We start from the raw sequence: 20,952 nt of genomic DNA, 5'->3' as shown, positions 1-20,952 counted from the left end.
GGAAACCGCTCATGAGCAATGTGCCCGCCATGACCGATGGAACGGTCCTTCCCGATGAGCCGAGCGCGCCCCGCCGGTTCCTGCGCATGCTTTGGGCCGACAAGTTCGCCCTGGCGGCCACCATCATCCTCCTCGTCGTCGTCCTCATGGCGGTCTTCGGCCCGGCCCTGCTGGGCGACGTGGCGCAGAAGCAGAACCTGCGCGGGCGCAACGCCCCGCCCTTCGACTGGGAGCGTGGCTGGCTCTGGTGGATGGGCGCGGACTCGCTCGGCCGTCCTCTTCTGGCCCGCATCATCGTGGCGGCCCGCAACACGATCACCGTGGCCGCGGGGGCGGTCCTATGCTCGGCGCTGGTCGGCACGGCCCTCGGGCTGGTCGCGGGCTACGCCTCCCGCAGGGTCGGAGAAGCCATCATGCGACTGGCGGACGTGATCATGTCGTTCCCGTCGCTCCTTCTCGCTGTCATCGTCCTCTACATCCTGGGGCCTTCGGTCGCGAACGTCGTCGTCGTGCTCGCGATCACCCGCATCCCCGTCTACCTGCGGACGACCCGGGCCGAGGTGCTCGAGATCCGTGAGCGGATGTTCGTGTCGGCGGCGCGGGTCATGGGAGCCTCGTCCCGCCGCATCGTCCTGCGCCACATCCTGCCGGTCGTCCTGCCCACGCTCATGACCATCGCGACGCTGGACTTCGCCTACGTCATGCTGGCGGAAAGCGCGCTGTCCTTCCTGGGCATCGGCATCCAGCCGCCCGAGATCACCTGGGGCCTGATGATCGCCCAGGGCAAGGAGCACCTGACCCGGGCCTGGTGGCTGTCCTTCTGGCCGGGGCTGGCGATCATCCTGACAACGCTCTCGCTGAACCTGCTCTCGAACTGGATGCGCATCGCACTCGATCCCACCCAGCGCTGGCGCCTTGAAATGAGGGGACGTTCCAATGGCTGATCACCTGCTCGAGGTCCGGAACCTTTCGGTCGAGTTCCACACCGCGGGCGGCGTCGTGAAGGCCGTCAACGACGTGAGCTGGCATGTCGACCGCCGCGAGACCCTGGCGATCCTGGGGGAATCCGGATCAGGCAAGTCGGTCTCGACGGCGGCGATCCTGGACCTGATCGACATGCCGCCGGGCCGCATCACCTCGGGCGAGATCCGGTTCGACGGTCGCGACCTGCTGAAGCTTGGCGCAGCCGAGCGGCGCGACATCAACGGCCGGCGCATCGCGATGATCTTCCAGGATCCGCTGAGCCACCTGAATCCGGTCTACAACGTCGGCTGGCAGATCGTGGAAACGATGACGGCCCACGGTCAGTCGAGGGCCAAGGCCCAGGCCGAGGCGCTGCGGCTGGTCACCCGGGTCGGCATCCCCAATCCGGCTGAGGCCCTGCGGAAATACCCTCACGAGTTCTCGGGCGGCCAGCGGCAGCGCCTGATGATCGCGATGGCGCTTGCCATGAAGCCCGACGTCATCATCGCGGACGAGCCGACGACCGCGCTCGACGTGACCGTGCAAGCCGAGGTTCTGGCCCTGCTCAAGGAGCTTCAGGGCGAGACCGGGATGGGCGTGGTCATCATCACGCACGATCTCGGCGTCGTGGCCGAGATCGCCGACCGGGTGGTCGTGATGAATGCGGGCGAGATCGTGGAAAGCGGCACTACCCGCGACGTCTACCACAACCCGCGACACCCTTACACGCGCAAGCTTATCGGCGCTGCGCCCGGCAAAGGCGAGATGCACGCTCCGCTCTCGACGGCCGAGCCGGTCCTGAAGGTCCGCAACGTCATGAAGACCTACGGGACGTTCAAGGCTCTCGACGGCGTCGGGCTCGACCTGATGGCCGGCGAGACGCTGGCCGTCGTGGGCGAAAGCGGCTCGGGCAAGTCCACCCTCGCCCGGATCCTGCTTCGCCTGGACGAAGCCGATGCCGGGGAGGCGCTCTGGAAAGGGCGCGACCTGTTCCGCATGTCCCCGGTCGAACTCTTTGTGCTGCGCCGTGACCTGCAGATGGTATTCCAGGACCCGACCCAGTCCCTGAACCCGCGCATGACGGTGTTCCAGCTGATCTCCGAGGCCTGGGTGATCCACCCCGAGATCCTCCCCAAAGCGCAGTGGCGCCGCCGCGTGGCCGATCTTCTGGCGCAGGTAGGGCTTCGGCCGGAGCACGCGAACCGATATCCGCACCAGTTCTCGGGAGGGCAGCGGCAACGGATTGCCATCGCCCGGGCGCTCGCGCTCGAGCCGGAACTCATCATCTGCGACGAGGCGGTGTCGGCTCTCGACGTCTCGGTGCAGGCGCAGGTGATCGATCTCCTCAACAGGCTGCGTCGCGAAATGGGGATCGCGTTCATCTTCATTGCCCATGACCTTCCCGTGGTGCGCGACTTTGCCGACCATGTGATGGTCATGAGGAAAGGGCGCGTCGTCGAGTACGGGACCGTGCGGCAGGTCTTTGAGGCCCCCCGTGATCCCTACACGCAGGCGCTGCTTGCGGCTGGGCTCGACCCAGATCCTGACGTCCAGGCCGCCCGGCGCGCCGAGCGCCTTTCGGTCAGAGCCTGACAGCAGGGGCGGCAGACCCGTCCCGCTAGGAGCCTTGTGCGAGGCCAGGGATCGGTGTCGCGCCGACCGGCAGCCATGTGGACGTATTGGGATCGTGGAACGGTCCTGAACGGCTCTCACCTGTCCACGATGGCGGCCCTGGGCCAGTCGTGACATTCTGTCGGGCAGCGTCCTTTCGCGAACGAGGGCGCACCCGTCGAACGACAAACCAACAGACGTCGACCGAGGCCGTATAAGGGCAAGTGCCACAGGATCGGCTCACGATCTGGGATGCCTCGGTTGACCATTCCAACCCTCTCGCTTCCGCGATGCAGGGAGCGAACGGCTGTATCTGCGCGCTCGATCAGCGAGGCACATCTCAGAGGCGCGAAGTCCCTCGCATGGGCTGCCAGTCGACAAATCCGGCAAGTACGAAACCCGGCCTACATCCGCCCGGAGGCTTGCTTCGCATCTTCCCATGTGGCAGCAACTGATAAATCAAACGAGCGGAGTAAGACATCACGTGGAGGGCAACCTGATCAAAGGCTTTCGCCTGACCCGGTTTCAATTTCGCCAGGATCGCGTGATCGGCGACAGCCAAGTCCGGTTCGACCAGGTCCATGCTCTAGCCCTTGAGATCGAGGACCGGGCCGGTCACGTGGGCCTGGGCTTTGGCCATACCTTATTTGACCCGTATCCGTCGCTGGCCGTGCTGGAGGCGACATTCTCACGTCATGTCTGGCCCGGTCTCGACGGCCAGGATCCGCAGGTCCTGATCCACCGGATCGAGCGCCCGCGCGGAGGTCACCAGCGGGATGCGTTCCATGGTTTCGGCGAGGCTCTGCAGATTGCGTTGTGGGACCTTGCCGCCCAGCAGGCCGGGCTTCCCTTGTCGACTTACCTCGGAGGCACGCGGCCAACCGTCGCCGCCTACGCGAGCGGACTCGACTTCCACATGACCGATAGCGAATTCATGACGTTCTTCGCCGAAGCCGCGTCGGCCGGGTTCCGCGCTTTCAAGATCAAGGTCGGCCATCGCGATCCCCATCGGGACCTCCACCGCCTCGAGCTGCTCCGTCAGGTTGTGGGTTCGGACGTGCAGGTCATGATCGATGCGAACGAAGCCTGGACCGTCGAGGAAGCGGCGCAAAGGCTCACATTGTTCCGGGACTCCGGCTTTCCGATCCTTTGGGCGGAGGATCCGATCCTGCGGGACGACTTCGACGGACTTCGCGCGCTTCGGGCGATGGTCCCATGGGTTCAGGTGAACTCGGGCGAATATCTGGATATCTCGGGCCGGCGGCGACTGCTCCAGGCCGGGGGCACCGACATTCTGAATGTCCATGGTCGCATCACGGAGGTCATGCGGATCGGATGGCTGGCGGCCGACATGGGCGTTGGGGTGTCGCTCGGAAACACGTTCCTTGAGACCGGGGTCCATGCTGCCTGCGCGCTGCCCGAGGTCAGATGGATGGAGTATTCCTTCCAGAACTATGACCATCTGGTCGACGAGCCCATCCTGATCCGGGATGGCCATGCCCATGTCGGACGACGACCGGGAATCGGCTTCGCCCTCTCGAGCGCCGCGCGCGAAGCCTGGTCGGCGCCTGAGGTGCTTGAGACCGAGGAGCTCGCTATCGGCCCCGTTTGTGCGGTTCTTCAACGGCATCGGCAGGCACCCACTCCGATGTCGGACTCGCACACGGCTGCGCGGATATGAGATGGCCGGAGCCGACCACTCGGCCATAGATCACGGCCTCCGCCGACCGGGCCGGAACCACACGGGAGCCTGCAGATGGGCCGAATGACTCCGCCGACTCCTGCGCCGCGTCTGAGCGACGTGGCTTACGGCCGCATCCTTGAAGCGCTCTTCAGTCGCAAGGTCGTTTTCGGGTCCTTTGTCAGCCAGGGTGAGCTGTGCGAAGTGACCGGCATGAGCGTGGGTCCGCTGCGGGACGCCCTGCGGCTGTTGGAGGCGGATGGCATCCTCAGGATCCATCCTCGGTCCGGGATTGAGGTCGTGCGGCCCAGCACCGAGCTCGCGCGGAACACTTACCAGTTCCGATCCATGATCGAGGGACAGGGCGCCCGCCAGTTCGCCCTGACCGCCAAGCCCCAGATCATTGAAGCCCTCATCGCGCAGCACAACGCGTGGCTCGGCGAGCATGGGCAGGCTGGACCCGAGGCCGATCTCGCCCCGACCCTGGCCAGGGTGGAGGATGACTTTCATGGCGCGGTCGTGGCATCGCTTGCAAACCCCATCGTGGAGGGGTCCTACCGGCGCCTTCAGCTTCTGGCCCGCATCGTCCGCATGGACGGGGTCGTGACGTTCCATACCGCAGCGCTGTCCATCAACGAACACCTCAACGTCCTGACTGCAGCACGGTCGCGGAACCCGGAGATGGCCGAGGCCGCCATGACGCAGCACCTCGCGAATGCGCTTCGCCGCAATCTGGGGCTGGCCTGAACAGGCCGTCGCAACATCCCCCACCCAACGCGACACGTCGCCTACCGAGCGACGCTAAGCTTGACTGCCTCTAAAGCTCGTTTAAGCTTGGATCTGATAAATCAGAGGACGTCCTCTTGAATATCATCGGATTCACGGCTTGGCTGTTCGAGGTCGACCCTGGGCCGCGCTTCCTGTGGCGCGACGGGCTCCCCGGTTCCCATGGGGAGTTGCCCGGCTTGGCCCAGCCGAGGCGCGTCGCCCTCCGCATGGAGACCGACTCGGGCCTGACAGGAGAGATCATCCTGGATCGCGGAGAACAGGCGTTCGACCTGATCCGCCGCCGTTTCCACCATTTCGTGGGCGCGGACCCACTCCGGACGGAACGGCTCTGGCACCTCCTCTGGGAGGTGGACCGCGTCGAGGAGATCCCGATGCGGTTCATGGGGGTTCTCGACCAGCTGTCCTGGGACCTGAAATCCAAGCTCGCCGGGTTGCCGATCTGGCAGATGCTGGGGGGCAACGACCCGGTGGTGCCCGCCTACGCGTCCACCGTGACCTGGGCCACGCTCGACGACTATGAGCGTCACATCAAGCTTTGCATGGACGCGGGCTTCACCGCCTTCAAGTTGCACGCCTGGGGCGACGTCCGCCGCGACATCGAACTTTCGCGCGCGCTTCGTCGATGGACGGGCCCCGAAGCCCAGCTCATGTTCGACGGCTCGGCGGGGTGGGATTATGTCGACGCCCTGGTCGTCGGGCGCGCGCTGCAGGACGAAGGATTCCTCTGGTACGAGGAGCCGATGCGGGAGTTCCACCTCGGCTCCTATGCCAAGCTTTGCGACAAGCTCGATATTCCGATCCTGGCCGCCGAGACTTCGGACGGCATCCATTTCAACATGGCCAGCTGGATCGAGGCCGGTGCGCTGGACATGGTCCGGATCTCGAGCTTCTACAAAGGCGGGTTCACGGGATCGCTCCGGATCGCGCATACGGCCGACAGCTTTGGCATGCGGGCGCAGGTCCACGGGATGGGCGAGGCCAACGCTCAGCTCTGTGCGGCCATCGCGAACAACGACTACTACGAGCAACTTGTGATCAACGAAGAGCAGATCAGGAACCTGCCCAATCTGGGTCCGCTCGCCATCACCGACGGACAGCTCCGCGTGGCGGACAGCCCCGGGTTGGGATTCGAGATCGACGAGGAGCGGCTGGATGCCACGGCCCTCGCCAAGCTGAAGGTGGACCAACACCACTGGTGAGCCCCAGAAGGGGCCAAGGGAGGACACGGAATGAGACCGGTCATGAACCGTCGGACTGCGCTGCAGCTTGGGGCATTCGCAGGATTGGGGTCGCTCATCCCTCGATGGGCCTTGGCTCAGGACGGCTCGGTCTCGTACTGGCACACGTTCACGAGCCAGACCGAGGTGGCCGGGCTCGATAGGGTCATGGCCCTCTTTGCCGAAGCGCGGCCGGGCGTCACGGTAACGCCCGAAGCCATTCCCAATACCGAGTTCATGACCAAGATGACCTCGGCCGTGATGGCGGACGCCCGCCCAGATGTCGTCATGGTCGCGTCCGAGCGTTTCACCGACATGGCCGCGATGGGCGCGCTCGTGGACATCACGGAGCGGGTCAACGGCTGGGAACGGCGTGGCGACTACGACGACTCGCGCTTTGCCGGGATCACGGATGCGGAGGGGCGGATCTATGGCGTGCCCGCCTTCTCCTTCGTCGACTGGATGTACTACCGCAAGGATTGGTTCGACGAAGCCGGGATCGCGCCGCCCACCACGCTCGAGGAGATGCGGCAGGCCGCCATCGCCCTGACCGATCCATCCAAGGGCCGCTACGGGTTCGGCCTGCGCGGCGGGCCGGGCGGACAGAACTACATCGTCAACGTCATGGAGGCCTTCGGCGCGCCCGTGCAGGTGGGCGACACGCTTTCCATCGACCGCGACCAGGCCGTCGAGGCGATCCGCTGGTATGCCGGCCTTCTGACCCAGGACGGAGCGGTTCCGGCCTCGGCCCCGAACGACGGCTTCCGGCAGGTCATCGAGGGCTTCCAGACCGGCCAGACGGCGATGATCTGGCACCACACTGGTTCGTTCCGCGACATCGCATCCCGGCTCGAGCCAGGCGTCCAGTTCGGCACTCTCGCCATGCCGGCTGGCCCGGCGGCCCGAGTGGCAAGGCTGGGCTATGCCTATCATGCGATGTCGAGCGAGGCGAACGCGGATGCGGCATGGTCCTGGATCAACTTCTGGGGCGAGCCTGACGCCGGGATCGCGTTCCTGGAGGAGACCGGCTACTTCCCGGCCTCGACGACGGTCGCCCAGGATCCGCGGATCAGCCAGGACCCGCTCTATGCTCCGGCAGCCGAAACGCTGGGCTTCGGGTCGGTCTATCCCCTCTTCGTCGGCTACCCCGCCTGGGTCGAGAATGTCGTGCTGCCCGCCTTCCAGGAGGTGCTGATCGGGCAGACCAGCCCCGAGGGTGCCGTGGACCAGATGGTCGCAGGCCTCGAGGACGCCTCGCGGTGAGCCCCCTGTGAGCCTGGGCCAGGTCACATCGTATCAACCTCCGGGTTTATGGCGGCGGTTCAGCCCGGCACGGATGCTGGGGGAGATGTCGGAAGGCCGGTTCTGGGCCCTCCTTCTCCTGTTCCCCAGTCTCCTGGTGATCACCGCGGTGGTGCTTTATCCGACCGCGACGGGGTTCCTGCTGTCCGTGCAGGAACTCCGGCTCAACCGGCCCCAGCTTGGCAACGACTGGGTGGGGCTGCGCCATTATGCGGACATGGTGTCCGATCCCGTCTTCTGGACCTCGCTCAAGAACACCGCCGTCTGGGTGACAGCGTCGGTCATCATCGAGCTTTTCCTCGGGCTCACTGCGGCCCTGGCCCTGAACCGTGGCTTGCCGGGCACGCGCGCCTTCGCCGTCCTGATCCTGGTTCCGATGTTCCTGCCCAACATCGTCGCGGGCCATATGTGGGCCCTGATGCTCGACCCCCGCCTCGGGGTGGTGAACGACATCCTGATGCGGTTGAATCTGATCGACGGCTACAAGGCTTGGTTCGCCGACCCGTCCACGGCCATGGGAGCGGCCATCGCCGTGGAGGCCTGGCACAGCTTCCCGTTCTTCACGCTGCTCCTGCTTGCCGGCCTCAAGGGCATTCCAGAGGATCTTTACAAGGCTGCGGCGATCGACGGCGCAGGGGCATTGGCGCAGCTGCGGCTCATCACGCTGCCGCAGCTTCGGACGGTGATCGCGGCGGCCGTGATCCTTCGGGTCATCGGCCTCGTCAACTCGCCCGACCTTCTCCTGGTGCTGACCAACGGAGGACCGGGCCGGTCAACGCAGGTCCTGTCGCTTTATGCATTCCAGACGGCCTACAAGGACTTTGACTTCGGCTACGCGGGGGCGCTCTCGGTCGTGATGTTCGCGCTCCTCATGGTGTTCGCCTGGGCCTATGTCGCCCTTCTCCGAGTGGACCGGGACTGATGTCGCTTCGCCTCAACACGCCTGCCACCCGGCTGTGGGACGCTGCCGCCTATCTTGTCATGGGTACGCTGTCGCTGCTCTGCGTCGCGCCGATCGTCTGGACCTTCCTGACATCGATCAAGCACGAGGCGGACATCATCAGTCCGGTCCTCCATTACATCCCGCCCTCCGTGACCTGGGAGAACTACGCCAAGCTCTGGACCCAGTCCGGCTACCCGGTCCTGGTCCTCAACAGCCTCGTGGTCACCACCCTGACCGTGGCGATCTGCCTCCTGGCCGGAACACCGGCGGCCTACGCCGTGTCGCGCACCCGCTTCCGAGGACGCCGCGCCCTCATGCTGGGCTACCTTGTCGTGCGCATGTTCCCGGCCGTCCTGATGATCGTCCCGCTGTTCGTCGTCATGCGGGGCTTGGGACTGCTCGATACGCGGGCTGGCCTGGCGGTCGCCTACACGAGCTTCCTGCTGCCGCTCTTCATCTGGATGCTGAAGGGCTTCTTCGACGCGGCTCCGCCCGAGCTCGAGGCCGCAGCCCGCGTGGATGGGGCGACGCGGGGCGGTGCCATGGTTCGGATCGTGCTGCCCATCGCGCGCAACGGATTGCTCGCGACAGCCGTGTTCGTCGGGATCGGCGCCTGGAACGAGTTTCTCTTCGCTCTCATGCTGACAACCTCGCAAGGCTCGCGCACCTGGCCGGTGGGCCTTCAGCTGATGGTGGGCGAGTTCCAGCTGCCCTGGGGCATGCTGGCTGCGGGCGGCATCATCTCGATCCTGCCCGTGGTCGTGCTCTTCGCCCTTGTCCAACGGGCCATGGTGACCGGAATTGCAGCGGGAGCGGTGAAAGGCTGATGGCGGATCTCAGGCTCGATCGGATCTCGAAGCGCTTCGGTGCCCTCGAAGTCATCCCGCCCCTCGACCTCACCCTTGAGGACGGGGGCTTTCTGGTCCTGCTCGGGCCGTCGGGGTGCGGCAAGTCCACGCTGCTGTCCATCGTGGCGGGCCTTGAGGCTCCGTCCGAGGGAGAGGTGCTGATCGGCGGGCGGCGGGTCACGAGCGCCCACCCCAAGGATCGCAATATCGCCATGGTCTTCCAGAGCTACGCCCTCTATCCGACCATGGATGTGCGCCGGAATCTGGGGTTCGGGCTCGAGATGCGTGGGATCGACGGCGCTCAGCGGCACGACAAGGTGACCCGCGCGGCGGAGCTTCTGCAGATCACGCACCTTCTGGATCGCCGTCCGGCCCAGCTCTCCGGAGGTCAGCGGCAGCGGGTGGCCATGGGACGCGCCATCGTGCGGGACCCCGACCTCTTCCTGTTCGACGAGCCTCTCTCGAATCTCGATGCCAAGCTCCGCGTGGAGATGCGGACAGAGATCCGCCGGCTCCACGATCGGCTCGGAACCACCACGGTCTATGTGACGCATGACCAGGTCGAGGCCATGACGCTCGCGACTCGGGTCGCAGTGATGAAGGGCGGCGTGATCCAGCAACTGGCCGACCCCCAGACCGTCTATGAACGGCCCGCCAACATCTTCGTGGCATCCTTCGTCGGGTCTCCCGCCATGAACTTCCTGAACGGCCGGGTCGTCGTCCAGGGGGACATGCCGATGTTCCTGCCCGATGGCGCCGATCCGGTCAGGCTCGCGGGGTTGCCGCTTCACGCCGACGGACGTCGGCTGGTGCTTGGCGTCCGTCCCGAGCACCTTTCCTTGGGTGCGGGGGAGGCCCGGCTCGGCGGCGTGGTCGACGTGATGGAGCCGACCGGTCCGGACAACATGGCGACCGTTCGCATCGGCAGTGCCTCGGTCATCGCTCGCCTGCCGCCCCGAAGCGGACTGAAGGCCGGGACCCCGGTCTCCTTGGCTCTCCAGGCCGACGCCTGCTCGTTGTTTGATCCCGATTCAGGGGCGCGCCTGTCCTTGGGCGAGTACGTCTGACCGGACAGAGACTTTCCCGCGTGCCACGCGTTGCACAAGGTCGCATCCTCGTTTGTCAGCGTCGCCCGACCAAGTGGGCTGAGGCAGAGACGCTGACCAGGCATGGCCTGAAGTCGCCACTTGCCTCTCCTGGAAGGGCCGTTACCTCGGGCCCATGATGTTCATGTGCATCCACCCCCGCTGGTCTGACCGGCTCTGCCAGCCAGCGCATTCGCGCCGGATCAGCGTGACCGGCCTCGCTTCGGGGTTGGCCAGAGGGAGACATGACATGCCGGACATCGCACCCGAGGGCTTGAGCGAGTTTCAGGTCGAGCACTTCGTCAAGGAAGGCTTCATCCGCCTCGACGACGCGTTCAGCCCCTGCCTTGCAGAGGAGGGCCAAGAGGAACTCTGAGTCGCCATGGGGCTTCCGCCGGATGAGCCCGAGACCTGCATGTCCTCGCCGACCTTCGCGGCAGCGGCCAACACGCCTTGCCTCCATCGGGCTTATGATGCGCTCGTGGGATAAGGCACTTGGATCAGGCCCGGGGGCTTGGGCACGTTTCCGATCCGGTTTCCCTCGGCCGAGGCACCCGGCAACGACGGCTGGCACGTCGGCTTGAGCTTCGGGACCAGGAATCCGGATTCCATGGAATGGCGGGTGAATGTGAAGAGCACAGGACGCGACCTGCTCATGCTATTCCTGTTCCCGGATGTCCGCCTGAACGACGCGCCGACGCGCATCCGGACCGGATCGCACGCCACGATCGCGCGCCGGCGTCTGTCCCATCGCGAGACGGGGCTGTCCTTGTCGGGCGAACTGTCCAGACGGCTGAGAACATCCGGCCGCCGAAACTTCCCAGACGTCACCCTGCCTCGTGCGCGCCGGAGCCAGGGTCCCAGAAGAGCGTGCTACGCCAAGACTTCCTGCGAGCCCGAATCGAGACTCTTGGCGTCCCACCTGACCGGTCCGGCCAGGAAGCGTTCCAGGGGACCGCCACGGAGATGTCAGGCCACCCCGAAGAAGTGCTCGACGCGCCGTCGCTTCAGTTCGGGCTCGAGAGCCGGATCGAACCCACCGTCACGCTGCGCGATCAGATCACGCCATGGATAACCATTCGTGCGCTGTTGGATCCGCTCGACATGTTCGTCCAGTGAACGAATGATCCGAGCCGGATTTCCGGCGACAACCGAGTTGGGCGGTACATCCTTGCTGATCACGGAACCGGCGCCGACGATCGCGCGCGGACCAATGGTCACGCCGGGCAGGATGGTTGCTCCTCGACCGATGAAAACGTCATCCTTGATGACGACGGGCCCGACAGCATCCAGTTTCTTTCCATAGGCTTTGTTCAGCATGTTGATGCTGCCGTCATGCCCGGAAATCCAGGCCCCGACGATGTAGACGTTGTTGCCGATATGGGTATAGACCGGGTCGGTGAAGATCGTCTCTGGCAGGACATAGCAGTCCTCGCCAAAGCTGTGAAACCCACCATGTCGTTTCAGATATGTGGTCCAATCGTCCACTGACGGATTGGCCAACTTCCTCCAAAGCCCAGCGCCCTTTCCCTTTTCAAGCGCAAGGTAGCCCAGCGTGGCTTTCATGATCTTTGCAATCATGATGCCGTTGTCCTGCTGATCAGACTTTCACCCTCAGGTGTCGACATCTGGCGATCCAAGAGCATTGTTACATACCACTGGGGACAAGGAAGCGCGTCGAGATCTCCTGCGTCTCTGGCCACGATAACCAGATCCCCGTTGTCAAGCTAGGGAAAGTACCAGCAGCGGCTCTGGCATCTGGGACGATGATCGGCTCCATTCTTCGTGGCGTCCCCGGTGGGCCGTCTGCCGACCCCGGACAAATGAAGGAACGGGAAGAGCGGCCCGCGCGGGCGACGAAGCGACCTCCACCAGGTCCGAACGGCAACAGACCCGGATCAATCGTCGTCGATCACCTGATCGCCCAGCATGATCTCGCCATTCGGGAGCCTGTAGATCAGTTCGGCTCTGGGTGCGGAGCCATCGGCGGGCCGCATGATGACCAAGCCGTGTCGGACCTTGTAGCGGCCCCCCTGGATCCCAGAGCCACCGCTCGTGGCAAATCCGCCTGTCGTGGAGCCTGCGCCGTCGACGAGGTTGCCGAAGGCTCCCCCGAAGCTTTCGCCTTCGTAGTGGCCATCCGGGTAGAAGGTCGTGCTGCTGGAGGAAGAAATCCCTCCTTCGATCCCGGATCCGGGAGTGAAACCTGTGTACGAGAATGCCGAGATCGTGCCTGAGAGGGGAGCTCCATCAGGCAGGGGCTCAACCTGCACCAAGGTGCGGTCCCGGTCGCTCCAGCCTGCGCCATTGGCAGACAGCAACTCCTTTCGACCATCGGCATAGTAGAGTTCGAGGGCTCCTCTGCTTTCCCGGTAGACGCCCCAGTCGGGGTCGATGGACGCAGCCAACACCCCGGGATCAAGCTCCAGCAGCCCGTTCGGCGGCCTGCCGTCATAGGAACGGCCGTCCGGCCAGAACGCGATGGTCCGATGATCCTGAGTCATCTGCATGGTCAGGTCGATCTGCATGACCGGCCTTAGCCACCACCCCCACCAAAGGCCCGACAACGAGCCCGGCTCCGCTGCGGGCAGCAGTGGCGAAGCGCCTTCGGACACGAACCTGAGTCGATCCAGCAAAGTCGAGACTTCGTCCTGCAGGAAGGTGAACGAGCGGACGAGGTCCTGCTGCTCGTAGGCATAACCCTCGAAGCCGACGGCCTCGTAGCGCCCGGCCGCTTCGAACGCGAAGGCGACGAGAATGCTGCTATCGACCCTCATCGCCATGATGGCGAAGGGCCTTGGCTCATGGCCGGCGAGATGAGCGTCCTCCACGATGTCGATCGAGGCGCGATCTTCCGGGTCGACGAACCGCAGGCTTTCGGCGGCCAGCCAGTCCTCCAGCCGCCCTTGGGCCGTCGCCCCGGGCCCCAGATGGAGGTAGCAGAACCGGCAGGTTTCCTCAGGCCCGTCGTACTGCAGAAGCTGCACCCCTGCTTCGAGCCGACCTGTGGACCAGTCGGATGGCAAATCGTAGATGACGTTGCCGTGCTGACGCGGCTCTGCCCAGGCGAGCGTGCCGCCCAATCCGATGGCGATCGCCAGCCAGTAGGCGTTGAGAGACATCGTCACCTCGTCGACGGGCCGCCCGCCCGTGCCGGATAGTAGTGGCCTGAACCAACAAGCCACGCTCGTGTGGCATGGGGTCGAGGTGACAGGCTGGTTCTTGCCCAGAACCGGCCGACCGGGCGGTGCCTCCCACGCTCACGCCATCGAGCTCGGCACCGGGACAGGACGGCGCGGCCCACCGAAACGGGTGCGGCGGCTGCATTGCGAGCGCCGGCCTCGGACGTCGCAGCCGGAGCGGGACATGAGGTTGACGCAACGCCGGCGGCTGGCGACGATGCTCCTGCACTCACATCCCGGAGACTCCCGCATGCTGAACCGCGCAGTTGGCCTCTCATTGCTTGCCCTGCTTGCAGGCAACACGGCTTGGGCCCAGAGCTCGACGGAGGAGGTGATTTCGATCCCGTCCCAAGGGGCGAACATGGTCGGCACCCTGAGCTTGCCCGAAGGCGAGCCCGCACCTGTCGTCCTGCTGTTCCATGGGTTTACCGGCAGCCGTGACGAGCTGCCCATCCCGGGCACCGACGAAGGCGTCTTTTCAAGGACGGCCCGCGTGCTGGCCGAGCACGGCTATGCCAGCCTCAGGATCGATTTCATCGGCTCCGGCGAGAGCGATGGCGAGTTCGCCGACACCACCTTCGAGGGTCAGATCGCCGACGGGCTTGCGGCGCTGGAGTATGTCAAGGCGGATCCGCGCATCGCGGGGGACGACATCTACATCATCGGATGGAGCCAGGGCGGCTTGGTGGCCACGGCCGTGGCGGGCCGCAGCGACGTGCCGGACGCCGTGGCGCTCTGGGCTGCGGTGGCCGACCCGCTTGGCACCTTCACCGGTCTCCTTGGCGAGGATGCGATCAAGGCGGGTCTTTCGACGGGCGACACGCCCATGACGGTTCCGCTGGCCTGGGGCGGGGAGACGGCCCTGAAGCAGGGCTACTTCGAACAGCTCTCGACAGTCGACCCGAGGGCCGAGATCGCCTCCTATGACGGGCCGGTCTTCGTGGCTCAGGGCAGCGCAGATGTCGTCGTGCGGCCCGAAGCGGCGGACATGCTCATCGATGCGCATGAGGGCCCCGAGGAGTTGTGGGTCCGTGACATGGATCACGCTTTCAATGTCCTGACCGAAGGTGGGAGCGAATCCGGACCCGCGACGCTCGACGAGATGATCGCGGCCACCATTGCCTTCTTCGACGCGCAGGCTGACTGATCCGGACTGGACGGGCACCCAGGAAGGCGTGACGACCCGGGATCAAGGACTCCTGGCGGCCCGATGCAGCCATGGCGCGCGCAGCCCGTGATCCCCCGCCGCTCAGACCTCGGGCGACCGGGCGTACTGTCAGGTCCCGCCGCCTTGGTTCGGGCGCGGAGCGGGCTGATGTCGAGGCCGGCGGCCCGGGAGGGTGGCGCAACCCGGCCACCCTCATCTTCGCAGGACCTCCAAGGTGGCGGATCGAAACGGCCCGGCAGCCTGCGGGTTGCGTTCCGCTGGATGTAAAGAGCCTGCGCCACACTGGTCCCCCGGGCGGACGGCATTAGCATCTACGCGGCCGGGCCGAATGGACCTGCTGCGAGGGGGAGATCATGAACGGAACGAACGCGGGCGCGCTGGCCGCGCTGATGACAGTGCTGTCGGTCACTGACCTTTCGGCGCAGGAGGCGACCGCCCCTCAGGACATAGCCGCGTCCACGGCGTCTCCCATCACAACGGCCTCCGGCCAGGTGCAGGGACGCATAGCGGAGGGCGTGGAGGACTTCTTCGGGATTCCCTACGCCGCGGCTCCCGTGGGTGACCTACGCTGGCGTCCGCCCGCACCGGTCGACGCCTGGGAGGGCGTGCGCCCTGCCGTCGAATACGGCGCCGCCTGCCCGCAGACCTTCGGCCTAGATTCAGCCCGCGTGGAGGACGAGGATTGCCTCTTTCTGAACGTCCAGCGCCCTGAAGGAACGGCGGCGGACGCCCGGCTCCCCGTCCTCGTGTTCATCCACGGCGGCGGATGGCGCACCGGGAGCGGCAACAACGAGAACCTGAACGCCCTGGTGCGCGAGAACGGCATCATCGGCGTCACGATGAACTACCGGCTGGGCAACCTGGGCAATCTGGCGCATCCGGCCCTGACCAAAGAGGCTGGCCAGTCGGGCAACTACGGCTTCATGGACCAGCAGGCTGCGCTTCGCTGGGTGCAGGAGAACATCGCGGCCTTCGGAGGCGATCCCGCCCAGGTCACCATCGCCGGGGAATCGGCGGGCGGCGGCTCGGTCTGCGTGCACATGACGGCCCCTTCGTCCGAGGGACTGTTCGCGCGGGCGATCATGATGAGCACGCTATGCAACTCCACGCCCCTGTCGGACGCCGAGCGGATCGGCACGTCCATCGCCGACGGCTTGAACTGCACGGGCGACGATGCGGCCGCCTGCCTTCGCCAAACCCCGGTCGCCAGCCTCATCGACGCGCCGGAGGTTGCCTGGCAGATCGTCTCCGACACGGAGTTCCTCCCGCGTGAGCCCTACCAGGCCCTCCAGTCGGGCGAGTTCCGCAAGGTCCCGGTCCTGATCGGGGCCACGCGGGACGAGGGACGCAGCTTCCTGACCGACTGGACCACCACCTCTGCGCGGGAGTTCGACAAGGAAGGTTATGAGCAGTTCGTTCGGGAGATGTACGGCGAGGATGCCGATGCTGTCCTGACCGTCTATCCTTGGCCCGATGATCCGACCCGCTACACGGGCACCTATCTCGCGGCAGAGGTGATGATCGAGAACTTCCTGCCGGCCGAGGGCAGCCTCAGTCCTTGCAAGACCAACCGGATCACCGAGATCCTGGCGCCGAACGTGCCGACCTTCGCCTACGAGTTCGCCCATTCGGACGCGAGCGGCTGGTTCGAGATCCCGGGCTACGTCTGGGGGGCGGGGCACGCGACCGAGTTGCCTTATCTCATCCCCGAGCGGGGCAATGCGGCCCTCAACGCCAACGCTTTCGGCGAGGACGAGCGTCAGCTCGCCCGACAGATGCGGGCCTACTGGGGGGCCTTCGCCAAGGCTGGGGATCCCAACTCTTCGGGCCAGCCGGAATGGCGGGCCTACTCTCCGGGCGAGGGTCCGATCCTGAACCTGCGCGGCAGTGCTCCCGTCGCGGTGCCGGCGGCTGCGCTTCGGGCGCTTCACAACTGCGACTTCTGGGAAAGCCTTCGGGATTAGGCCGTCCAGGCGCCGCCCGGGCTGGCCCCGCCCAGTCCGGGCCATGTTTGGCGGAGGCGCGGGGGCCACGGCCCCGGACGCACCCTTCATGGCATTCATGGCGGCGGTTTTCGGGACGCAGGACATAGCACCGCGTCGACCGGAGAAGCCCCGCTCGACATCGACAGGACGCGGCAGTCGGTAGGGCGCTCTCGGCCACCGATCTTCACCTGCCGGCCGATCGGTTGCACCGTCAGATCACCACGCACCCATTCCGCCTCCAGGCCCGTCGCCCCCGCTTGAGGTGACGGGATGGACGGTGCTCGCAGCGGAAAGCTTCCGGACGAGCAGGAATGGATTCACCCGCCTGCCCGGCCGATCTCGCCCGATGGTCCGGGTCGCAGCCAGGCCGATCACCTGGTTCAGCGGCAAAGAGCCTGATCCTTCAAGACTGGATCATTGGTCAGGCGTTCCGGGCGGCTCCGGACATGGCCAAAGCGCCTTTGGCTCCTAACTCCATCATGGGCTTGGGCTCAAATCCGCGTCTGACGTCACGAGCAGCCTTGGTCTTGTTGTGAGGGTCACATGCAGCCTGCGATGACACGGGCCTCGGTTGAAGCCCTGAAGCATCTGCCCACCCCCGTCCGGCCGCGGATCGACGCCTCCGACATCTGGGTGCCCGACGGCTATACGGTCGAGCCGGTGGTCGCGGGCCTGTCCTTCCCCTGCGCGCTCTGCATCGACCCGGAGGACGGAACCCTCTTCGTCGCCGAAGGCGGCAGCACCTGGCCCACGCGCCCCTACATGACGCCCCGAATCTGGCGCATGGCCCCGGGCCGCGACCCCGAGGTCTTCGCCGTCGAGAATCTGGGCGGCCCGCGCGGCATGTCGGTGCGCGACGGCTACCTCTACGTGTCGCTCAAGGGCGGCTACAACATGCGCATCACGCGCCACGACCTGACGACGCGCGAACGCGTGGTGCTGGTCGACGACCTGCCCTCGGGCGGCTGGCACGAGCCCGGGGGGCCGATCTTCGGCCCGCATGACGGCATGATGTATTTCGGGAACGGCTCCGTCGCGCTGGCGGGCACGGTGCTGCCCGAAGGCTTCACCGTCGACATCGCCAAGCACCCCCACGCCCATGACGTGCCCGGGCAGGACGTCACGCTGACCGGCAACACCGTCTGGGCGCGCGACCCCCGCCTGCCCTTTCCCTATTACGCCGAGACCGGCCCCTTCAAACCCTTCGGCTCCCCCGCGACAAAGGGCGAGGTCATCAAGGGCCAGCTCAAGTGCAACTCCGCCGTCTGGCGCTCCAGGCCGGACGGAAGCGACCTCGAGCTGCTGGCCTGGGGCATCCGCAACCCCTACGGCCTGGCCTTCGGCGAGGACGGGCACCTTTACGCCACCGACAACGACATGGAGGAAAAGGGCGAACGCGCGGTCGGCGAGGACCCCGACCGGATCTGGCGCATCAGGACCGCGCAGCTCCCCCCCGGCGAGGTGAGGGAGCCCGAATGGTTCGGCTATCCCGACATCTGCGGCGACGGCCTCCCCGTCTGGGACGACGCGCACAAGCCGATCCGCGGCAAGCGGGCCGAACCGCTGATCGAGAACCCGCCCCCCTGGGCCGGCCCCGCCGCCTACCTCTTCGAGCCGCACACCGCGCTCGGCAAGCTCGCCTTCAGCCGCTCGGACACCTTCGGCCACAGGGGCAAGGCCTTCGTCTGCCAGTTCGGCACCTACGCCCCCCTCAACACCAACCGGGAAAAGCACCTGCGGAACGGCTTCCAGGTGGTGACGGTGGACTTCGAGGCCGGCACCCACGAGCCCTTCATGCGCAACCACCACGGCGGCCCCGCCTCGGCCACCCCGGGCAGCGGCGGCCTGGAACGGCCGGTGGACGTCGCCTTCCACCCCGACGGCCGCAGCCTTTACGTGCTCGATTTCGGGAACAACACCGCCAACAAGAGCTATGTCGTCGCTTACGCCCACACGGGCGTCGTCTGGCGCATCACCAAGCGGTAGGAGAACGGCATGGACGGCACCGCACCGGGCCACCCCCAAGGGCCCTACGTCCTCAACCTCGCCCCCGAGTCCTGGGAGGAGCATCTCGACCGCGCCTCGACCTGGCTCGCCAACGTCGTCACCACGCAGGTGGCCTTCCGGCAGGCGCTGGAGATCGCGGTCCCCAAGATCGAGGAGCCGAACATCCGCCAGTTCCTTTCCGAGATGCTCGACCGCGCCCGCCAGCACGAGGAGGTCGCCCACGAGTTGCCCCGGGCCCTGGGGCGCGAGGCGGCGGACGGGGCGCGCAGCCTCGCGGGCGTGGTCATGGACGTGGCGCGCAAGGCGCTCGACACCGTGGAGGGGCTGGCGGGCGGCGCCAGGGGCAACTGGAAGGACCTGCACCACCTCCTGCTCCTGAACCTCGACGCGATGGGGGCCTTTGCCATCGCGGAACAGCTGGGCCTCGCCCTCGCGCACCCGGGCCTGCGCGACCTCGCCTGGGGGGTGCAGGCCGAAAAATCCACCGACCAGCTCATCCTGCAGGAGCTGATGCTGGAAATGGCCGCCGTTTCCATCCTCTACGGCGAACGGGTCTGACGCATGCCTCGCGCCTTGCGCTGGGGCGCGCTCGCAGCCCTCATCCTCCTGGTGATCCTCGGCCCCTTCGCCCTCTGGGGCGGCCCGATCGAGGCCTGGGTCGAGGCCGGCCACTGGAGCCGCGCGAACCCCGCCGGCCCCGCCGCCCTCTTGGCCGGGCTCCTCGCGGCGGACGGCCTGCTCCCCGTGCCCTCAAGCCTCGTGTCCATGCTGCTGGGCACCCTTCTCGGCGCCGTGCCGGGCACGATCCTCGGCACCCTGGCCATGACCGCCGGGGTGGTCCTGTCCTACCTCCTGGGCCGCCGGGGCGGACGCCCCGTCGCGCGCCGCCTGATCGGCGAGGACGGGATCGCCCGCGCCGCCGGATGGCTCGGGCGGAACGGCGTCTGGGCGCTGGCGCTCTGCCGCCCCCTGCCCGTCCTAGCCGAGGCCTCCGTCCTCATGGCGGGCCTCGCCGGGCTGCGGATCGGCCCGGTGCTGGCCATCACGGGCCTCGCGAACCTCGCGCTGAGCGCCGTCTATGCCGGGGTCGGCGCCACGGCGGGCGGCGTCGGCAGCTTCCTCCTCGCCGTGGTGGCGGCCTTCGCTCTGCCGGGCCTCGCACTCCTCCTCGCGCAGCGGCTGGGGCCGTCGCGACCCTGACCCGGTCCTGATGGATAGGGACCAGTGGTGCCGGTGGCTGGAACACCGAGGCACTCCGATGGCGTCGTCCTGGGTGAATTGAGATACCCCCAAGTCGGCCACGACGGCCGGCGCCCACGCCATCACTCGAGATCCGGGGCAACCTTGGGGCGGGCGCCGGCAGGCCAGGACGACGTCAGTGGCAAAGCCTCAGGCTCTCCCCCCGCAGGCGCGTCGTGGGACAACCGCCCGGACGTTCGCTTCACTTCCCCGCCGGTTCGACTGTCGGCCCGCGCTCCCCACAGCCCAACCGGAGGAGGCAGCATGGAAGGACGAGGGTCGCGGGCGACGTCCCGCGACGCCCCCGGGTTGGATTCAGATCGCCATGGGCCGCCGCCTGCCATATACCTCGACGGGTTGATGAGAGTTCGCAGGGCCATGGATCAGGATAGGACATGTTCGATGCGCCCCGGCGAACCGGAAGGACGCTCGAATTCGCTGTCCAGCCGCCCGGGACCAAGGCCTCAGGAACTACCGCTGGTTCTCCGGGTTGGGCCAGCAGCATCTTTGCATCAGAGCCTACGACCAGCCATGCCTCTCAGCCCACGCGCGCGCCAGAAACGTCGTCTCCTCCGTCAGTTCGCAGCGTTGGAGCGACGCGTTCCGCCAGCGCGCGGGATCATCCGTGGCCTGGTCCGCCATAGTCCGATGATCGTTCGCTTGCCCGTCGCACTCCTGCTGATGCTGGGCGGCCTGCTCTCGTTCCTCCCGTTCCTCGGAGTATGGATGCTGCCGCTGGGGCTTTTGCTTCTGGCCGTGGATCTGCCAGTGCTGCGCCCCGGCGTTTCCGCCCTGATGATCCGGTCGCGTCGCGGGCTCTCGGAACGACTTCGCCGCCTGCGCAAGACGCGTGCCTGGGTCTAGGACGGACAGACGGGAGCGTCCTCCGATCCGGATCCAGAACGGGTGCAACGGACGCGATGCGCCGTTCC

At 66.6% G+C, this 20,952-nt stretch carries 20 protein-coding genes; 16 read left to right on the top strand and 4 right to left on the bottom strand.

Translation table 11 applies throughout. The features are described 5' to 3' along the window. Positions 1–11 precede the first annotated feature (11 nt). Positions 12–944, top strand: coding sequence for an ABC transporter permease (locus tag J3P31_RS18405; RefSeq protein ID WP_246849654.1), 933 nt, complete (start codon positions 12–14; stop codon positions 942–944). Next, positions 937–2,556 carry an ABC transporter ATP-binding protein gene (locus tag J3P31_RS18400; RefSeq protein ID WP_210529978.1) on the top strand — a complete coding sequence of 540 codons (1,620 nt, stop codon included), beginning with the start codon at positions 937–939 and terminating at the stop codon, positions 2,554–2,556. Before J3P31_RS18405 ends, J3P31_RS18400 begins: the two co-directional genes overlap by 8 nt. Before the next feature lie 358 nt (positions 2,557–2,914). Here the strand turns inward: J3P31_RS18400 and J3P31_RS18395 are convergent, their stop codons facing one another. Both J3P31_RS18395 and J3P31_RS21485 read right to left on the bottom strand, forming a co-directional pair. Further along, positions 2,915–3,157 carry a hypothetical protein gene (locus tag J3P31_RS18395; protein WP_210529998.1) on the bottom strand — a complete coding sequence of 81 codons (243 nt, stop codon included), beginning with the start codon at positions 3,155–3,157 and terminating at the stop codon, positions 2,915–2,917. 105 nt (positions 3,158–3,262) lie between these two features. Continuing rightward, positions 3,263–3,583, bottom strand: coding sequence for a hypothetical protein (locus J3P31_RS21485; RefSeq protein WP_246849804.1), 321 nt, complete (start codon positions 3,581–3,583; stop codon positions 3,263–3,265). On the opposite strand from J3P31_RS21485, the gene J3P31_RS18390 reads away from it, so the two are divergent. The 8 genes from J3P31_RS18390 to J3P31_RS21675 all read left to right on the top strand — a co-directional run bounded on the left by J3P31_RS18390 (position 3,491) and on the right by J3P31_RS21675 (position 10,815). Continuing rightward, entirely contained in the window at positions 3,491–4,255 is a 765-nt protein-coding gene (locus J3P31_RS18390; RefSeq protein WP_368373113.1) for a mandelate racemase/muconate lactonizing enzyme family protein, read from the top strand. The genes J3P31_RS21485 and J3P31_RS18390 overlap by 93 nt on opposite strands. Positions 4,256–4,330: 75 nt before the next feature. Then, complete coding sequence (locus J3P31_RS18385) at positions 4,331–5,002, top strand: GntR family transcriptional regulator (protein WP_210529976.1); 672 nt, start codon at positions 4,331–4,333, stop codon at positions 5,000–5,002. A gap of 116 nt (positions 5,003–5,118) precedes the next feature. Then, positions 5,119–6,243 (top strand): enolase C-terminal domain-like protein, encoded by a 1,125-nt coding sequence (locus J3P31_RS18380; protein WP_210529975.1) that lies wholly within the window; start codon positions 5,119–5,121, stop codon positions 6,241–6,243. A 42-nt stretch (positions 6,244–6,285) separates the two neighbouring features. Beyond that, positions 6,286–7,524 (top strand): ABC transporter substrate-binding protein, encoded by a 1,239-nt coding sequence (locus J3P31_RS18375; protein ID WP_210529974.1) that lies wholly within the window; start codon positions 6,286–6,288, stop codon positions 7,522–7,524. Positions 7,525–7,609: 85 nt separating this feature from the next. Then, positions 7,610–8,485, top strand: a complete 876-nt coding sequence (locus J3P31_RS18370; RefSeq protein WP_210529973.1) for a carbohydrate ABC transporter permease — start codon at positions 7,610–7,612, stop codon at positions 8,483–8,485. Next, complete coding sequence (locus J3P31_RS18365) at positions 8,485–9,333, top strand: carbohydrate ABC transporter permease (protein WP_210529972.1); 849 nt, start codon at positions 8,485–8,487, stop codon at positions 9,331–9,333. The genes J3P31_RS18370 and J3P31_RS18365 overlap by 1 nt, the downstream gene beginning before the upstream one ends. Continuing rightward, positions 9,333–10,421 carry an ABC transporter ATP-binding protein gene (locus J3P31_RS18360; RefSeq protein WP_210529971.1) on the top strand — a complete coding sequence of 363 codons (1,089 nt, stop codon included), beginning with the start codon at positions 9,333–9,335 and terminating at the stop codon, positions 10,419–10,421. Before J3P31_RS18365 ends, J3P31_RS18360 begins: the two co-directional genes overlap by 1 nt. A gap of 268 nt (positions 10,422–10,689) precedes the next feature. After that, the gene (locus tag J3P31_RS21675; protein WP_256439177.1) at positions 10,690–10,815 is read left to right on the top strand and encodes a hypothetical protein; all 126 of its coding nucleotides are present in this window, start codon (positions 10,690–10,692) and stop codon (positions 10,813–10,815) included. A 593-nt stretch (positions 10,816–11,408) separates the two neighbouring features. On the opposite strand, the gene J3P31_RS21775 is transcribed toward J3P31_RS21675, so the two are convergent. Beyond that, positions 11,409–12,020 carry an acyltransferase gene (locus tag J3P31_RS21775; RefSeq protein ID WP_210529970.1) on the bottom strand — a complete coding sequence of 204 codons (612 nt, stop codon included), beginning with the start codon at positions 12,018–12,020 and terminating at the stop codon, positions 11,409–11,411. A 317-nt stretch (positions 12,021–12,337) separates the two neighbouring features. After that, positions 12,338–13,561, bottom strand: a complete 1,224-nt coding sequence (locus tag J3P31_RS18350) for a hypothetical protein (protein WP_210529969.1) — start codon at positions 13,559–13,561, stop codon at positions 12,338–12,340. 310 nt (positions 13,562–13,871) lie between these two features. Here J3P31_RS18350 and J3P31_RS18345 point away from each other — a divergent pair, with 310 nt between their 5' ends. The 6 genes from J3P31_RS18345 to J3P31_RS18320 all read left to right on the top strand — a co-directional run bounded on the left by J3P31_RS18345 (position 13,872) and on the right by J3P31_RS18320 (position 20,884). After that, positions 13,872–14,768 (top strand): alpha/beta hydrolase family protein, encoded by an 897-nt coding sequence (locus tag J3P31_RS18345; protein WP_210529968.1) that lies wholly within the window; start codon positions 13,872–13,874, stop codon positions 14,766–14,768. A gap of 374 nt (positions 14,769–15,142) precedes the next feature. Then, positions 15,143–16,753: a carboxylesterase/lipase family protein gene (locus tag J3P31_RS18340; protein ID WP_210529967.1), complete on the top strand. Its 1,611-nt coding sequence runs from the start codon at positions 15,143–15,145 to the stop codon at positions 16,751–16,753. Positions 16,754–17,317: 564 nt separating this feature from the next. Then, on the top strand, positions 17,318–18,760 hold the full coding sequence (locus tag J3P31_RS18335; protein ID WP_210529966.1) for a PQQ-dependent sugar dehydrogenase: 1,443 nt from the start codon (positions 17,318–17,320) through the stop codon (positions 18,758–18,760). A 9-nt stretch (positions 18,761–18,769) separates the two neighbouring features. Continuing rightward, positions 18,770–19,339 (top strand): hypothetical protein, encoded by a 570-nt coding sequence (locus J3P31_RS18330; protein ID WP_210529965.1) that lies wholly within the window; start codon positions 18,770–18,772, stop codon positions 19,337–19,339. 3 nt (positions 19,340–19,342) lie between these two features. Next, the gene (locus J3P31_RS18325) at positions 19,343–19,981 is read left to right on the top strand and encodes a TVP38/TMEM64 family protein (RefSeq protein WP_210529964.1); all 639 of its coding nucleotides are present in this window, start codon (positions 19,343–19,345) and stop codon (positions 19,979–19,981) included. A gap of 699 nt (positions 19,982–20,680) precedes the next feature. After that, positions 20,681–20,884 (top strand): hypothetical protein, encoded by a 204-nt coding sequence (locus J3P31_RS18320; protein ID WP_210529963.1) that lies wholly within the window; start codon positions 20,681–20,683, stop codon positions 20,882–20,884. Positions 20,885–20,952: the final 68 nt, after the last annotated feature.

This window comes from Rubellimicrobium arenae, assembly GCF_017916275.1.
Classification (GTDB): domain Bacteria; phylum Pseudomonadota; class Alphaproteobacteria; order Rhodobacterales; family Rhodobacteraceae; genus Rubellimicrobium; species Rubellimicrobium arenae.
The sequence above is the reverse complement of the archived record's forward strand: the minus strand, read 5'-3'. Positions and strand labels throughout refer to the sequence as shown.

Bases quoted from the DNA above. Each gene is read 5' to 3' on its own strand.
- J3P31_RS21775 (WP_210529970.1), bottom strand. From the start codon at position 12,020: ATGATTGCAAAGATCATGAAAGCCACGCTGGGCTACCTTGCGCTTGAA.
- J3P31_RS18375 (WP_210529974.1), top strand. From the start codon at position 6,286: ATGAACCGTCGGACTGCGCTGCAGCTTGGGGCATTCGCAGGATTGGGG.
- J3P31_RS21485 (WP_246849804.1), bottom strand. From the start codon at position 3,583: ATGGGGATCGCGATGGCCGACCTTGATCTTGAAAGCGCGGAACCCGGC.
- J3P31_RS18345 (WP_210529968.1), top strand. From the start codon at position 13,872: ATGCTGAACCGCGCAGTTGGCCTCTCATTGCTTGCCCTGCTTGCAGGC.
- J3P31_RS18365 (WP_210529972.1), top strand. From the start codon at position 8,485: ATGTCGCTTCGCCTCAACACGCCTGCCACCCGGCTGTGGGACGCTGCC.
- J3P31_RS18385 (WP_210529976.1), top strand. From the start codon at position 4,331: ATGGGCCGAATGACTCCGCCGACTCCTGCGCCGCGTCTGAGCGACGTG.
- J3P31_RS18340 (WP_210529967.1), top strand. From the start codon at position 15,143: ATGAACGGAACGAACGCGGGCGCGCTGGCCGCGCTGATGACAGTGCTG.
- J3P31_RS18325 (WP_210529964.1), top strand. From the start codon at position 19,343: ATGCCTCGCGCCTTGCGCTGGGGCGCGCTCGCAGCCCTCATCCTCCTG.
- J3P31_RS18405 (WP_246849654.1), top strand. From the start codon at position 12: ATGAGCAATGTGCCCGCCATGACCGATGGAACGGTCCTTCCCGATGAG.
- J3P31_RS18350 (WP_210529969.1), bottom strand. From the start codon at position 13,561: ATGTCTCTCAACGCCTACTGGCTGGCGATCGCCATCGGATTGGGCGGC.
- J3P31_RS18395 (WP_210529998.1), bottom strand. From the start codon at position 3,157: ATGGACCTGGTCGAACCGGACTTGGCTGTCGCCGATCACGCGATCCTG.
- J3P31_RS18400 (WP_210529978.1), top strand. From the start codon at position 937: ATGGCTGATCACCTGCTCGAGGTCCGGAACCTTTCGGTCGAGTTCCAC.
- J3P31_RS18330 (WP_210529965.1), top strand. From the start codon at position 18,770: ATGGACGGCACCGCACCGGGCCACCCCCAAGGGCCCTACGTCCTCAAC.
- J3P31_RS21675 (WP_256439177.1), top strand. From the start codon at position 10,690: ATGCCGGACATCGCACCCGAGGGCTTGAGCGAGTTTCAGGTCGAGCAC.
- J3P31_RS18370 (WP_210529973.1), top strand. From the start codon at position 7,610: ATGTCGGAAGGCCGGTTCTGGGCCCTCCTTCTCCTGTTCCCCAGTCTC.
- J3P31_RS18390 (WP_368373113.1), top strand. From the start codon at position 3,491: ATGACCGATAGCGAATTCATGACGTTCTTCGCCGAAGCCGCGTCGGCC.
- J3P31_RS18335 (WP_210529966.1), top strand. From the start codon at position 17,318: ATGCAGCCTGCGATGACACGGGCCTCGGTTGAAGCCCTGAAGCATCTG.
- J3P31_RS18360 (WP_210529971.1), top strand. From the start codon at position 9,333: ATGGCGGATCTCAGGCTCGATCGGATCTCGAAGCGCTTCGGTGCCCTC.